This is a genomic window from Candidatus Nitrosomarinus catalina (genome assembly GCF_002156965.1).
GTDB lineage: Archaea > Thermoproteota > Nitrososphaeria > Nitrososphaerales > Nitrosopumilaceae > Nitrosopumilus > Nitrosopumilus catalinensis.
The window spans coordinates 805,164-820,368 of the sequence record NZ_CP021324.1; the positions used below are offsets into that span (position 1 = coordinate 805,164).

The 15,205-nt window shown below is 32.4% G+C and carries 16 protein-coding genes; 9 read left to right on the forward strand and 7 right to left on the reverse strand.

The genetic code is table 11. The annotated features are described in order from the left end of the window. Positions 1–83: 83 nt before the first annotated feature. Positions 84–1,745: a collagen-like domain-containing protein gene (locus NMSP_RS04850; RefSeq protein ID WP_086907710.1), complete on the reverse strand. Its 1,662-nt coding sequence runs from the start codon at positions 1,743–1,745 to the stop codon at positions 84–86. Between the two features lie 114 nt (positions 1,746–1,859). Here NMSP_RS04850 and NMSP_RS04855 point away from each other — a divergent pair, with 114 nt between their 5' ends. Continuing rightward, positions 1,860–2,993, forward strand: a complete 1,134-nt coding sequence (locus NMSP_RS04855) for a tetratricopeptide repeat protein (protein ID WP_086907711.1) — start codon at positions 1,860–1,862, stop codon at positions 2,991–2,993. Position 2,994: 1 nt separating this feature from the next. Here the strand turns inward: NMSP_RS04855 and NMSP_RS04860 are convergent, their stop codons facing one another. After that, positions 2,995–3,792: a sulfurtransferase gene (locus NMSP_RS04860; RefSeq protein ID WP_086907712.1), complete on the reverse strand. Its 798-nt coding sequence runs from the start codon at positions 3,790–3,792 to the stop codon at positions 2,995–2,997. After that, a complete protein-coding gene (locus NMSP_RS04865; RefSeq protein ID WP_086907713.1) occupies positions 3,789–5,597 on the reverse strand; it encodes a nitrite/sulfite reductase in 1,809 nt (602 codons plus the stop codon). The genes NMSP_RS04860 and NMSP_RS04865 overlap by 4 nt, the downstream gene beginning before the upstream one ends. A 169-nt stretch (positions 5,598–5,766) precedes the next feature. Here NMSP_RS04865 and NMSP_RS04870 point away from each other — a divergent pair, with 169 nt between their 5' ends. Genes NMSP_RS04870 through NMSP_RS04890 form a run of 5 tightly spaced genes read left to right on the forward strand, consistent with a single transcriptional unit; the run spans position 5,767 to position 9,146 of the window. Further along, a complete protein-coding gene (locus NMSP_RS04870; RefSeq protein WP_086908389.1) occupies positions 5,767–6,585 on the forward strand; it encodes a sulfide-dependent adenosine diphosphate thiazole synthase in 819 nt (272 codons plus the stop codon). 25 nt (positions 6,586–6,610) lie between these two features. Further along, positions 6,611–7,384 carry a DUF6775 family putative metallopeptidase gene (locus NMSP_RS04875; RefSeq protein ID WP_086907714.1) on the forward strand — a complete coding sequence of 258 codons (774 nt, stop codon included), beginning with the start codon at positions 6,611–6,613 and terminating at the stop codon, positions 7,382–7,384. Between the two features lie 48 nt (positions 7,385–7,432). Further along, the gene (gene trxB / locus NMSP_RS04880; protein ID WP_086907715.1) at positions 7,433–8,431 is read left to right on the forward strand and encodes a thioredoxin-disulfide reductase; all 999 of its coding nucleotides are present in this window, start codon (positions 7,433–7,435) and stop codon (positions 8,429–8,431) included. 22 nt (positions 8,432–8,453) lie between these two features. Beyond that, positions 8,454–8,651: a hypothetical protein gene (locus tag NMSP_RS04885; RefSeq protein WP_318779010.1), complete on the forward strand. Its 198-nt coding sequence runs from the start codon at positions 8,454–8,456 to the stop codon at positions 8,649–8,651. Positions 8,652–8,672: 21 nt separating this feature from the next. After that, complete coding sequence (locus tag NMSP_RS04890) at positions 8,673–9,146, forward strand: hypothetical protein (RefSeq protein WP_086907717.1); 474 nt, start codon at positions 8,673–8,675, stop codon at positions 9,144–9,146. Between the two features lie 6 nt (positions 9,147–9,152). Here NMSP_RS04890 and NMSP_RS04895 read toward each other — a convergent pair whose 3' ends face one another. The 3 genes from NMSP_RS04895 to serB all read right to left on the reverse strand — a co-directional run bounded on the left by NMSP_RS04895 (position 9,153) and on the right by serB (position 10,886). After that, positions 9,153–9,389, reverse strand: coding sequence for a sulfurtransferase TusA family protein (locus NMSP_RS04895; RefSeq protein ID WP_086907718.1), 237 nt, complete (start codon positions 9,387–9,389; stop codon positions 9,153–9,155). A gap of 92 nt (positions 9,390–9,481) precedes the next feature. Beyond that, a complete protein-coding gene (gene cofE, locus NMSP_RS04900) occupies positions 9,482–10,207 on the reverse strand; it encodes a coenzyme F420-0:L-glutamate ligase (RefSeq protein WP_086907719.1) in 726 nt (241 codons plus the stop codon). A gap of 34 nt (positions 10,208–10,241) precedes the next feature. Continuing rightward, positions 10,242–10,886 carry a phosphoserine phosphatase SerB gene (gene serB / locus NMSP_RS04905; RefSeq protein WP_318779011.1) on the reverse strand — a complete coding sequence of 215 codons (645 nt, stop codon included), beginning with the start codon at positions 10,884–10,886 and terminating at the stop codon, positions 10,242–10,244. 139 nt (positions 10,887–11,025) lie between these two features. Between serB and NMSP_RS04910 the strand changes: the two genes are divergently transcribed. From NMSP_RS04910 to egtB, 3 genes are all read left to right on the forward strand, one after another. Continuing rightward, the gene (locus tag NMSP_RS04910; protein WP_086907721.1) at positions 11,026–11,316 is read left to right on the forward strand and encodes a hypothetical protein; all 291 of its coding nucleotides are present in this window, start codon (positions 11,026–11,028) and stop codon (positions 11,314–11,316) included. A gap of 61 nt (positions 11,317–11,377) precedes the next feature. Beyond that, complete coding sequence (gene proS, locus NMSP_RS04915) at positions 11,378–12,820, forward strand: proline--tRNA ligase (protein ID WP_086907722.1); 1,443 nt, start codon at positions 11,378–11,380, stop codon at positions 12,818–12,820. A 49-nt stretch (positions 12,821–12,869) separates the two neighbouring features. Continuing rightward, complete coding sequence (gene egtB, locus NMSP_RS04920; RefSeq protein WP_086907723.1) at positions 12,870–14,180, forward strand: ergothioneine biosynthesis protein EgtB; 1,311 nt, start codon at positions 12,870–12,872, stop codon at positions 14,178–14,180. On the opposite strand, the gene egtD is transcribed toward egtB, so the two are convergent. After that, positions 14,177–15,199, reverse strand: a complete 1,023-nt coding sequence (gene egtD / locus NMSP_RS04925) for an L-histidine N(alpha)-methyltransferase (RefSeq protein ID WP_086907724.1) — start codon at positions 15,197–15,199, stop codon at positions 14,177–14,179. The two genes, egtB and egtD, sit on opposite strands and share 4 nt — an antisense overlap. Between the last annotated feature and the right edge of the window lie 6 nt (positions 15,200–15,205).

Below are 15,205 nucleotides of genomic sequence, written 5' to 3' on the forward strand. Positions count from 1 at the left end.
TAAAATTAAAAAATAAAGTTAAAAAATAAAATTAAAAAATAAAATTAAAAAATAAAATTAAAAAATAAAATTAAAAAATAAAATTAATACAAATAACTCATCAGTTTAATTTGTTCTTCAGTACTAATGATGTCTTTATTTGTCAAAATTTCCAATAGTTCTTTGAAAATTGCTTTTTGTTCAGAAGACATTCCTCCAGAGGGACCTTTTTCTCCAGGAGGACCAGGAGGACCTCTAGGGCCAGCAGGTCCTACAGGACCTTGACCACCAATTGGACCAGATTCTCCAATTGAACCAATAGGACCAGTTGGACCACGTTCACCTTGAGGACCTTGAATTCCTTGTGGACCTTGTGGACCTTTTTCTCCAGAGGGACCAGTAGTTCCACGTTCACCTTGTGTTCCTTGTGGACCTTGTGGACCTTTGTCTCCAGGAGGACCAGATGCACCAGTATTTCCTTTTTCTCCAATTGGGCCAAGAGGACCTTTGTCACCCTTTTCACCTTGAGGTCCAGGGACTCCAGTTAATCCTTTAGCACCAGCTGGACCTTGTGGACCTTGTGGACCTTTGTCTCCAGAGGGACCTTCAGGTCCTTTACTTCCTTTGTCTCCAAGAGGACCAGGTGGACCAAGAGGACCTTTGTCACCAAGAGGACCAGCAGGTCCGGTTATTCCTTTAACTCCAACAGGTCCAGGTGGACCAATAGGACCTTTGTCACCAGAGGGACCAGTTACTCCTTTGTCACCAATTGGGCCAGGGGAACCTTGAATTCCTTTTTCTCCTTGAACTCCTGAAGTTCCAGTTGGACCTTTTTCTCCGGGAACTCCAACAGGTCCGGTTAGTCCTTTGTCTCCAGGAGGACCTTGTGGACCTTTGTCACCTTTGTCTCCAGGAGCTCCACGGATTCCAGAAGTTCCTTTGTCACCAGGTAGTCCAGTTGGACCTTTTTCTCCAAGAGGACCAGTTGCACCTTTTAATCCAGATTGACCTTTGTCACCAGTTGGACCAGTTGCACCTTTGTCACCTTTGTCTCCAGGAGGGCCAGTAACTCCTTTGTCACCTTTGTCTCCTTTGTCTCCAGTGATACCTTTTTGTCCAGAAAGTCCTTTGTCTCCAGAAAGTCCTCTATCACCAGTGGAACCTTTGTCTCCAGTTGGACCAGTTGCACCTTTGTCACCTTTGTCTCCAGTTGGACCAGTTTTACCTTTGTCACCTTTGTCTCCAGAGGGACCAGATTGACCTTTGTCACCAGTTGGACCAGTTGCACCAGTTTCACCTTTGTCTCCAGAGGGACCTCTAATACCTCGAGGTGCATTATTATCAGAAATGGAAATATTTTTTGTAGAGCGTTTAGGTTTAGAAGGTTTCTCTGCAGGTTTCTCTGCAGGTTTCTCTGCAGGTTTCTCTGCAGGTTTCTCCTGAGATTCAGCAATTTCAGAAGTTTTTCTTAACGTTACATCAAAAACAGAATATACTGAAGAAAACAAATCATTAACAACAATCCAAATTGTATTCAAATTATCAACTGAAGAAGGAAGAGGATTTTTAGAATCACCCAGTATTTCAGAAAAGACACCATCTTTTACTTTTAAATGAAAATTTCCCCTCCATAAAGGAGTGAATTTTTTGGCACGAATGTCATCATCAGAAGGCTTTACATCAATAATTGAAATTTGAGCTTCGTATACTCCAGATTGTTTAAAAGGAGCCTGCCCTTGAATCTCTATTCGCGGTTGAGAAGACACATCCGTTTGTTAATATTTGAAGTATTTCAGGATTTGGATCGCCGCATTTGAATAAACCCAAAAATATAAGAAAATATACGATTAAGATGGTATTTATCTAGAGAAAAAGGGAAAGTGAATAAGTTGTTTGGTAAGAAAAAGAAAAAAGTAGAAAACAAATCAGATGATGGAGAATCAAAAAAAATAGTTACAAAAGAAACTAGTTTAGTAGATCCAAGTTACAATATTAAAAAATTATTTAAAAAAGGAGTTAACTTGATGGCAGATGAAAAGTTAGATGACGCTGTAGAAGTATTTCAACAAGCATTACGAATTGAACCAGACAATGTAGAAATTTTAATGAAATTAGGATACGCAGAATTCCATTTAGATAATCACAATGATGCATTAAAGGTATATGACAAAGTTTTGGAAGTAGATGTTACAAATCCAGAAGCATGGAATCTCAAAGGACTAGTTCACTATGAACAAAAAAAGTATGCTCAAGCTTTAGATGCAGTTAACAAAGCAATTGAATCAGATAAAACATACGGAATGGCATGGTATAACAAAGCATGTTTCTTATCATTGTTAAATCAAGTACCAGAATCATTACAAGCATTAAAACATTCAATAGAAATTGATGTAAAAAATGCAAGAAAATCAATTAGAGATAAAGACTTTGCAAATGTAAGAATTGAAGAAGGGTTCAAAAGAATTCAAGAAGTAGTAGTTTTGGAATCAGTCAGACAAGGATATCACACACTAGGTGCAATTGTATGGACAACATTTCTAGATAAAGCAGATGCAGAATTGTCTTTAAGGAAATTATTAGAAAAAGGACTAATTGTTCAAAATGAAAAACGTGATGGATTAAGTAAAATTCCAGTTTATGATCTTGCAGATAATATTGCAGAAAAAATTGGCAAAGAGAAAATTGGTTTGTTTGGAATTACAAAAAAGAAGTTACCAAAACCAGTTAAAAATTTGAAAAAATTGAGTCAATCAATTCAAACTGCAAAAGAAGCAATAGAAGAAGGAGATGTAGGTAAAACCATAGAAGTTTTTGAAGAGTTTATAGATCCAACAAAATCAGGAGAACAAATGATTGAAAACTTCTTTGAAGAACACAGAGAAATAAGATTATGGAAAATCAGATTAAACGATAGGGGAGAAGACTACATCATAGACAACAAGGACAAAATGTTAGAAGTCTTTGACAATATCGAAGTAACAATTACAAAGAAACTAAGAGACGAGATTGCTTAAATTATTCTGCAGATAAATCCCAATAATTAGCATCTTCTTGCTTGATTGTAGGTTTTTGAAGATTTTTCCATTCCTTAAAGGAGCGAACATATAATTTTGCATTTGGAAGTTCTGCAGATTTAAGAGCATAATATGCAAGACCAGACAAGGTACCAACACTACCACAATAAGTAATTATTTCTGAATCTCCTGAAACACCTCGATTACCTAACAATCTTTTCATATCTTCTTTGGAACGAAGAATTTTATCATCACTTGCAAGAGTTCGATAAGGAAGACTAATTGCACCAGGAATATGTTGTTCCAAGTAGTTTAATCGTTCTCGATTATCAATTAAAATTACATCATCTCGAGTTTTTGCAGATTCTAAATAATCAGATGTTGCCAAAATATCAGATTGCAGATTCATCGAATGGTCTTTTTTAGAAACATCAGGAACTTTTGAATCACTTTCTAGTCCTAATGATTTCCAATTACCATATGTAGTTTCAAGTAAAGTGACATTCGAATGACCAATCCATTCCAAAGTCCAAGCTACTCTAGATGCCAGTGCACCAAAAGTATCATCATAAACAACTACAGGGGTTTCATCATCAATTCCCATTGAATTTACAAGTTTCAAAACATTTTCAGGACTATCATCAGACAATAATGTTGCCAAGGGCAAATTTACAGAATTAGGAATATGATCTTGTTTGTAGTCACCCTCACGTCTTACATCTATTACACGTATGCTATTATCACGAATTTCTGAACGGACAGAATCAACGTCAGAAGTAATTTTAACTGATTGAGTCAAGCAGCACATTCACCTTTACCAGTTTTTGTGTGATAACTAGTATCGCTACCATAATCAAGATAGAAATCAGGATCATCATCTATACTTGGAGGAACAATTAGAGGTTCCAAGATTTTTTTGATATCGTTAATTGATTTAACAGCAGAATCCTCACTATCATTTACAATTCTGTGAATCCAAGATTTCAAGGTATCATCAGATTTTTTATTTTCTTTAAACAATTCAATTATTTTTAAAATTACTGGAATCACTCTTTTTGCAGGAACTCGTAGACATGTTTGACCCAACATAGTCTCTCCATCAAATCTACCACCAAGAGACATCTGGTAATTTGCATACATGTCTTTACCATTACGTCCACCCCCTCCAAAGAAACCAATGGTTGCAATTCCATGTTGTCCACATGAGTTTGGACATCCACTAATCTTAATTGAAGAATCTACTAAATCATCATCTTCATCAAGTTTCAATTCTAAGAATTTTCTTTGAATTTCTTTTGCTAATCTATGAGAATTAGTTAATGCTAGATTACAAGAAGTAGTTCCAGAACAACCGACAGGAGTAGTCATTGTTAGGGCTCCAGATTTTGCAAGTCCTGATTGCAATAATTTTGAATATAATCCGATCAAATCATCCTCATGAACATATCTTAATGCAACATTTTGGACAAAGCCAGTTCGAGCTTTACCTTCAGAAGAAAAGTCACGAATAATGTCAGCTAAAGCAGATAATTGATTTGAGGTAATATCTCCTGCTTCTAAAGTAATAAACACAGAACGATAATCAGATTGTTTTTGTTTTACAGTATTAGTTTTTAGCCATCTTGCATAACCATCAGGGGCAGAGCCACCAGTCTCATCACTAATTTTTAATGGTCGAGTAATTTTGTCAGGGGTGGTATCAACTTTTAATTTAGTAACTACAGATTGTGTAGCTCTTACAATTGCTCTTTCTTTCAATACAAGATTTTGGAATTTTTCCCAACCCATATCATTTACAAGATAACGCATTCTATTTCTAGCAAGATTTTTTCTATCTCCCAATCTATCAAATATTCTCATGACAGCAATAGAAGTATAAAGTAAATCTTCTTCAGGAGTAAAGTCTTCTAATTGGTGTCCAACAAATGATTTGTTACCCAAACCACCACCTAAGAAAATTTTGAAACCTTTTTGTTCAGAACCATCAACTTGTTGAATTTCTGGAATTAAACCAACATCAACCATTCTAACCATACCATGTTTTTCACAGCAAGTAAAATTAAATTTGAATTTACGTGGAAGACTTTGAGCCATAGGATTACGTAAGAAAAATTTAGCAGTTGCTAAAGCATAAGGAGTTGAATCAAATTTTTCATCGCTGCAAACGCCAGAAAGGGGGCTACACATTACATTTCTAACAGAATTACCACATGCCTCTCTAGAAGTTAAACCAACTTCTGCAAGTGATCTAAAAATTTCAGAAACATCTTCTAAAATTACCCAGTGTAGTTGGATATTTTCACGGGTTGAAAAGTGAGCACTTCCTATAGAATATTGTTCACTAAGTTTAGATAATTTTTCAAATTGTTTTGGATAAATTTCACCAGCAGGTAATTTAACACGAACCATTGCATAATCGCTAGTCATTCTAGTTCCGTATGCACCATGTTGTAATCGGAATCGTCTGAAACTATCTTCATCATACTTACCTTGACGATATAATTTTACAGTTTCAGCAAAATTATCAGCTTCATCAACCCTAGCCCAATTAATTTTAGGAGATACAGGATCAACTTTAGAATGAGTCAAATCAGAGATAGTCAATACAATAAAATTCAATTGGGTTTGGTTATAAATTTTTGATATGGGTATGTTTTAGTACAAAATTTCAAGAAACAAACAAAATTTTCCGGTTAATTCATTGAAAAAACAGGTTAGTATGACCTAATTTTTACGTGCGAATGTATTTATGGATAAAAGAGGAAACATCACTATGCAAGAAGCAACAGTTGCAGAACAATCTTCAAAAATATTTACAGACGTTCGTGAAGTTGAAATTACACGTGCAATTGCAAATGAATTTCATGATGTGTTAATTGACAGAGCAGAGTCAGATGTAATCATAATCGGTGCAGGTCCTGCAGGATTAACTGCTAGTAGAGAATTATCAAATTTAGGTTACAAAGTTTTAGTCATTGAACAAAATAACTATCTAGGAGGAGGTTATTGGCTAGGAGGATATATGATGAATCCAGTTACAGTAAGAGAGCCAGCTCAAAAAATATGGGATGAGTTAGGAGTTCCATACAAAAAAGTTCAAGACGGCTTATACTTAACACCAGGACCACATGCAGTATCAAAATTAATTGCAGGTGCATGTGATGCAGGAGTTAAATTCCTTCAATTAACAAAATTCGACGATCTAGTATTGAAAAACGGAAGAGTTGCAGGTATTGTTGTTAACTGGATGCCAGTATCAGCATTACCACGAAACATTACTTGTGTAGATCCAGTTGCATTTGAAGCTAAAATAATCATAGACGCATCAGGTCATGATTCTGTTGGAGTAAAAAGATTAGTAGATAGAGGACTTGCAGAATGGAAAGGAATGGAGCCAATGTATGTTAACGATGGAGAAGAGCATGTTGTTCACAAAACAGGCGAAGTATATCCAGGTTTAATTGCAGCAGGAATGTCAGTTACTGAAACTCATGGCTTAGCAAGAATGGGACCAACATTTGGTTCAATGTTGTATTCTGGAAAAAGAGCAGCAGAGATTGCAGCAGAAAAAATTAAAGAATTAGAAAGATAAATAATTTAAATTCTCAGAGTATTCAGTGAAAATTTCAAAAATTATATTATATAATGAACCATCTGTTTCAAAATTAGATTTAAAAAATATTCAAAAATTCATTATGCAAACATTTGGAATTAACAGCGAGATTAGAGAAAATATTTTTAAAAAATTAAATGAAAAAGAATACGAAAAGATTGCAAATACAAGAGTATTTGATTTAAAAAAACCATTTCAAAAACATAAGCCATCATTTAAGGAAATTTCAATTGAATCAGAAAATTTAGACATGTCCAGAGAAAAAGAGATTCCCATTTACGATGGAATTGAAATGAAAAAAGTTATTGAAGAAATCATACCAGTGGCAGAAAATATCAAAAATGGGCTTCACATAATTTTTACAAATAAATTAACAGTTACATTTGATTTTGATGATTACAAATACCATGCAAGGGCATGGGTAGGCTCAAATCCAATAATTATTTCAACTACTGGAATGATTGAAGCTCCAGCAAAGCCCAAGCAATACTACATGGATCTAGTAACAAATTTTTCAAATGAATTAGAAGAAACAATTAGAGAAAAATACAAAGGAGAATTTTTAGAATATGACGATGACAGATTACCGGAAATAATTGAAGGATATCTACTACAATCAATCATGTATTATGAAACAGGGGATGCTTTTTGTAATGATACTCAATGTAGGTTGTTTAATGCACATTGGCAAAAAGATCTATTCATTTCACAGATCAAAAATCAATCGTTATGCAATCAACATTCAAAGATTCTAAATGAAATGAAAAACAATAGATGATAGAATGAGATATTGACTTAAATTAATGAAATAAAAACATCATTCACTATGATGGCAGCAGATGAAGGTGCAGCAGTTTTAGAAACTAATAATGACGGACCAAAGATCCCAGATAAAAAGAAAACAAAATTCGACGTCATAATTATTGGAGCAGGACCGTCAGGATATACAGCAGGAATTTACTGTTCAAGAGCAGGATATGACACATTAATTTTATCAGGAATTTTACCAGGAGGTCAACTAGTCAATACCACAGAAGTAGAAAACTATCCAGGATTTGAAAACGGCATAATGGGTCCAGATTTAATGATAGACATGAGAAAACAATCTCAAAGAATGGGTACCACCATAATTGATGATATTGCAGTAGACGTAGATTTTAGACGTGCACCTTACAAAGTATTAACAGGTTCAGAAGAATATGAGAGCAGGGCAGTAATTATTGCAACAGGGGCAAATCCTAAAAAAATGGGCATTACAGGTGAAGAAGAATTTTCAGGTAAAGGAGTATCATATTGTGCAACATGTGATGGACCATTCTTTAGAAATTTGGAATTAATTGTTGTTGGTGGAGGAGATTCTGCAATTGAGGAGGCAACATTTCTTACAAAATTTGCAACTAGAGTGCATGTTGTACATAGAAGAGATGAATTAAGAGCAAGTAAAGTTATGCAAGAAAGAGCTATGAATAATGAAAAAATACAATTCCATTGGAATTCAGAAGTGATAGAGATTAACGGGGATGAAAAGATGCAACAAGCCGTTTTAAAAAATCTAAAAACAAATGAAGAAAAAACTATCAAAGTAGGAGGATTGTTCGTTGCTATCGGGCATCAACCAAATACAGAATTATTTAAAAATCAAATCGATTTGGATGATGAAGGATACATTGTTTTAAAAAATAAAACACATACAAACATGGAAGGGGTTTTTGCAGCAGGAGATGTACATGATAGAAGTTACAGGCAAGCAATTACAGCTGCAGGATACGGATGTATGGCAGCAATTGATGTAGACAAATTCCTTACAGAAAATGCAGACAAATAAAAATGCCAAATGTAATAAATGTTTGAATAAATTTTATCAAAAAGATATTTACACAATTCAACAATTTCAATACAAAAAAGAACCAAATTATCAATGGACATTAAAATTTTTTAATAAATTAAAAATTGGAGAATGGGATTCGTTTTGTGAGAAATGTATTAAACAATATTCAGAGCAATTAGATATAGCATGGAATAATCAAAAAAGTCAAGTTCTTTAATGTAAAAATTAAGTAAAAAATATGAATCCTAAATCTAATGAAATTAAAAACAAAGTAAAGGAAAATAGTGAGAAACTTATGGAATTAGGTTCAATATTAGCCAAAAATCAATTCAGCTACAAAATCGAGGAAAAAAAATCCAAAGAATATTGGCAAAATCGAATTGAAGATTTACAAAAATATAATGAATCATCCATAGCATATTACAATCAAGTTCAAAACATGATGAACCTAATCAATAAAGAGAAAGGAGACATGTTTCTGTTACAAATAAGCAAATTCCATCAATTAGGGACAGAATTAAAAAAAATAATGCAAGAAATTGAAGAAACACCATCCATAATAAATTCAAAAGACAAACAACAAAGTCAATGGAGTAAAAAAGTAAAAGAAAAACTTATAGAAATTAGTACTAAATGCTTAGAGCATGAAAAAGTCATGAATTTAAATTTTAGAAAATTTTATGATGAAGAAGTAAAAAAGATATTAGAATAAAGAAAATTATTTTAATTTTTTAATTTTGAGTGTGGTAACGGAACCATCCTTATTCAAATTTAATAATTCATGTCCATTTCGAGTAACCCATCTAGAAATATCTTCTTCAGCGTCGGGATCGTCAGCTGAGACATTTATAATTTGACCAACTTGCATTTTTTCAAGTTCAATTTTTGTTCTAAATACAGGCTCTGGACAAAATAATCCAGTTGCATCTAATTTTTTTTCATCAGACTCGGACATTCATTAACCAAAATAAATTTCTCTTATTAAAGTTATAGTAAAAAATTAAAAAGATTTTATCAGGAAATTGTTAAAAATTCAAACAAGAGGAATTATCTAAAGAGGTCTTCATTTTCAGGCCGAATTAAATCCTGAATACTGTGTTTGTCAGAATTAAAAGAATAGTTACGAATTATCACTACAGGACACTTAGTTGTTTTTCCCATAACTAATTCTGCAGCTGAAGAAAGTTCATCAGCAATAGCTATTGCAGTAACACGCAACATGCGATTAAAAGAATCAAAAGTTCCAGAATAATCAAGAATAGGTTGCAATCCAGAAATACCTATTGCACAATTCGTCTGACCCATTCTAAAAGGTCTTCCAAAAGTATCAGAAATTATTATTGCAACAGTTTTACCGGTCTCATTAAAAATTTCTTTTCTTAATTGTTCTGCAGATTCATCTGAATTTAATGGAAGCAATGTAGCAAATCCATTAACAACGTTGCTTTCATCAATTCCTGAATTTGCACAGATAAACCCATTTTTGGTTTCAGTTATAATTAATCCATTTTTCATTCGCACTATTCTTTTAGATTCGGATAAAACTAATTCTACAACACGTGGATCTTTTTTGTATTGTGAACTTATTCCTTCAGATAACAATGACGGATTAACTGTAGATAATTCAACTAATCTTCCTTCCTGTTTAGAGATAATTTTTTGAGCAATTACAAGAATATCACCATCACAGACATCAGTAGAGTTTAAAATAATTTTAGTAAGATTATCGCCAGAGATAATTTCTTTATCAATATGAACGGGGTTTATTTTCAATTATTGTTCATAAAACAAAGAAGTAAAAAATTGTTTAGACAGTAGTTTGTAATTCTAATTTGAAATGCTTGTTAATAATATCCAAAATTTTGGACAAATCTTTTTCTTCAAGTGTGGTAGTAGCCAAATCTTTCACCAAGTCTTGAGCCCGATATGCAATTCCAAGCCCAGAAACATCAAATAGTTTTATGTCATTTGCACCGTCAACTACACAAACAATATTTTCTTTCTTTTCACCCCATTCTTCAATTTTTATTTTTGCAGACTTTGATTTATCAGAATCAACATTAATTTTTACACCATCTAATTTCCCATCTTTAAAAATCAAATCATTACAAAAAACATGGTCCAACCCTAATTCTTTTTGTAATCTGTCCATCATCAATGTGAATCCACCAGAAACTGCCATGATTTTCCAACCTGCAGATTTTAAAATTCGGCATGCTTCTTTAGCGCCAGTCATAATAGGTAAGTTATCAGCAACTTCCTGACATACTTTTTCGTCTAATCCCTTTAATGCAGCAACTCTAGTTCGAAGTCCTTCTTCCCAATTGATCTTACCTTGAATTCCTTGTTTAGTTATTTCCCAAATCTCATCTTCTTTGTTTAATTTTTCTGCAAGAATTGGAAGATATTCTTCATCCAATAATACACCCTCAACGTCAAAAATTATTAGCAATGGATTTCTGAATTTTGAAAAAAATTCTAATAATATTAAAGTAGTGCCATTTAATTTGAAATTTCAAATTTACAGTATGAAAATGTGAAAAAATATTCAAAAACGGTAATAATAAATCACGGAATGATTTCATCATAGTATGGTTGAAGAACTTGAACGAAAATATGATGTAAAGATCTTATCAACTGAAGATAAAGTAAAATTCCCTGATGAATTAAAGGCAAAATTAAAAGAATCAGGTATGATGGATGATAAAGGTAAATTAAAACTCAAAGGAGTTAGTCCAAAAATGCTCAAAAGAATGAAACAAGAGTATGTAGAATGTCCAGTTTTAAAAGAGGATATTCAATTTGTACAATGTTTCATATGCCCTAATTTTCAAAGTAGAGTTATGGGAGAAGTCTTCTGTAAAGGCGACCCGCTCAAATAACTGTATAACTTTCACATATCACGAAAGGCTCATTAATTAAATTAATTCTTAAAAATTAGATTTGGGTAAACAAGACGTAGGAATAACAGTCTCAAAAGAAGAGGATTTTAGTGAATGGTATACACAAGTAGTTTTAAAGGCAAAACTTGCAGATTATGCACCAGTAAAGGGATTAATCGTTCTAAGACCAGACGGGTATTCAATTTGGGAATCATTAAGAAGTACATTTGATAAAAAATTTGCACGTAACGGAATTAGAAATGGATTTTTGCCAATTTTAATCCCAGAATCACTGTTAGGGAAAGAACAGAAACATTTTGCAGGGTTTAATCCAGAAGTATTTTGGGTTACTCATTCAGGAACAAATGAAGTCGGAGATAGATTGGCATTAAGACCTACATCAGAAACATTAGCATATACACTATATTCAAAATGGATTCAAAGTTGGAGAGATTTACCATTAAAAATTAATTTTTGGAATACAGCATTAAGAGCAGAAATTAAAGCAACCAAACCATTTCTCAGAACATCTGAATTTCTTTGGCAAGAAGGACACACAGTGCATTCAACAAAAGAAGAAGCTGAAAAAGAAGTAATCAAAATCCTAGATATTTACAAAAATACAGTTGAAGAGGAATTAGCAATTCCAGTTACAACAGGTAAAAAAAGTGAAAAAGAAAAATTTGTGGGTGCAGAATATACAACAACAATGGAATCAATAATGCCAGACGGAAAAGCACTACAAATGGGAACATCACATTTCTTAGCACAAAATTTTTCGAAACCATTTGAAGTTAAATTTGCAGATAAAGACAATGTAGAACATTTTGCATGGCAAACTTCGTGGGGAGTTTCATGGAGATTAATCGGTGCAATGATAATGGCACATGGGGATGATAAAGGGTTAGTTTTACCACCAAAGGTTGCACCAATGCAAGTAGTGATTGTACCAATTTACAAAAATGATAACGACAAAGAAAATGTCATTACAAAAGTAAATGAAATTGCAAATATTCTAGAATTAAAAAATATCAGGATCCATGTTGATTCCAGAGAAGAACTTACACCAGGGTACAAATTTAATGACTGGGAATTAAAAGGAGTTCCACTCAGAATAGAAATTGGGCCAAAAGATATCGAAAATCAGAGTATGGTTCTTGCCAAGAGATACAATCATGAAAAAATGAAAATGGGATTAAATGAAGTAGAAAATATTATCACAATTTTAGATGAAATACAAACAGAGATGTTAAAAAAGGCCAGAACAGAAGCTGCGGATAATACGATAGATATTGAAAATTATGATGAATTTAAAATGAAAATGGAAAAAGGTGGTTTCTTTAATTCTCCATGGTGTGGAAAATTGGATTGTGAGGAAAAAATCAAGGAAGAAACAGGTGCAGAAATAAGAGTAATTCCATTTAATAGTGAAAATACTTCTAAAAAGTGCATTTATTGTAAACAGCAAAGTACATCTGTTCCAATTTTTGCTAGAGGGTACTAGGAAGTTTATTACCGCAACACAATAATACAAAAAATATTTTTTTTAGGTAATGACAGTTAACCCAGAATTACAAAAAAATAACGAATTACTACAACAATTTAAAGAAACAAGGAACAGGACATTAGAATTAGTAAAGAATTTAGAAAAAGATGATTTTGTTGTTCAAACTGCACCATATATGAGCCCACCAAAATGGCATATTGGTCACGTTAGTTGGATTTATGAGGCCATAATTAGCAAAATGGATAAAAATTATCAATTTCATTCAAAGGAATTATCAGAATATCTGAATTCATATTATCAACAGTTTGGTTCTCCTCACGACAAAGGACTTAGAGGGATAATATCAAGACCAACAATAAATGAAATTTTCCAATATTTCAATACAATCAATCAAAAAGTTGAAAAATTTATTCAAACTCACGAATTAAATGAACAAGAAAAAAAATTAATCGTTACAGGATTTCATCATGAATGTCAACATCAAGAATTACTTGTATATGATTTGCAACATCTTCTTGCTGAACAATATTTACCAGTAAGAAAAAATAAAAGCATTATTCAAGAAAACAAAGAAAAGGAATTTGTGAAAATAAAAGGAGGGATATTTGAAATGGGTTATAACGGTAATGGATTTTCTTATGATATCGAATTACCAGAACATAAAACATATCTTGAAGATTACAAGATAGGAATTTTTCCAGTTACAAACAGAGAATATTTAGAATTCATGAATGATGGAGGATATGAAACTTACAAACACTGGTTATCAGACGGATGGGAGAAAGTCAAATCAAATGATTGGAAATCTCCAATGTATTGGGAAAAAATTGATGACGAATGGTATGTGAGAGACTTTTTAGGAATTAGAAAAATTAATCCAAATGAACCAGTGTGTCATGTTAGTTACTATGAAGCTGACGCATATTGTAAATGGGCAGGAAAAAGATTACCTACAGAGGCAGAATGGGAAAAAGCAGCATGTTGGAATGATGAAAAACAAGAAAAAACAACATTCCCATGGGGAAACACCAGTCCTACAGAAGAAAATTGTAATTTATTAGAATCATATCATTGGGGATGTACAGAAATAGGCACATACCCCAATGGAAAAAGTCCATCAGGATGTCAACAAATGATTGGAGATGTTTGGGAATGGACATCATCAGAATTTGTAGGATATCCAGGGTTCAAATCAGGTTTTGATGAATATAATGACAAATGGTTTACAAATCAAAAGGTTTTGAGAGGAGGATCATTTGGAACTCCAAATATGTCAATTAGAGGAAGTTATAGAAATTTCTTCAGATTAGACGAAAGATGGTTATTTTCAGGATTTAGATGCGTAGAAAAAATTTAATTTTTAGAAACCAAGGTTAACGAAAAATATTTTTTATCATCTAACCACATTTTTTTTATTTCAAATCCAGCATCACAAAGTATTTTTTTGATTTGATTCACTTGATACTTGTGAGAATATTCAGTATGAATTAATTCATTTTTTTCTAAATTTAGAAGTAAGTTAGATTTTGAGATAATTACAGATTGAGATACGAGAGATTTTAAGTTCATTTCAATTCGTTGATCAATTTCATTATAAATTGAGTAATGTGAAAAATTGTTAAGATCAAAATCAGCATCAAGTTCATTATTAATTCTTGATAAAACATTGAGATTGAATTGAGCAGTAATATCTGCAGAATCATCATAAGCAGATTCCAAAATATTTTTCTCTTTAACTAAATCTAAACCAATTAAAAAAAGATCACCTGATTTCATTGTAGAAAAAATATTTTTTAAAAATGCTTCTCCGTTAGTTGGAGTGAAATTCCCAAAACTAGAGCCAAGAAAAATTATTAGATTTTTTTTCTCATCATAATTTTTTAGAAATTCTAAACCTCCCTCATAAGTATCAATTATCCCAGTAATGTGTAAAGTTCCATAGTCTTTCAATAATTGTTCTGAACTTTCAGTAAGAATTTCAGAAATATCAATCGGAAAATACTCAGTTTTTGTCTGCAATTTTGTAAAAATGTCAATTAGAACTCTAGTTTTTACTGATGCACCACTTCCAAGTTCAACTAATTTGGTTTGTTCATCTAAAAAAGGTAGTAAATCAGATTCCAAATTTTTTAAAATACCAAGTTCAGTTCTAGTTGGATAGTATTCAGGCAGCAAGCAAATGGATTCAAACAGTGATGAGCCCTTAGAATCATAAAAAAATTTTGGATTGATAAATTTTGAATTCTGAGATAGACTAAAAGATATTTCTTCAGCAAAAGATTTTTCAATTTTTGTTGCATGAGGTTTAAAATAGCGAAGTTTAGAATCAACAACATATTGTTTATAATCTAATTTTTTATCAGAGAAATCATTCAAACAATA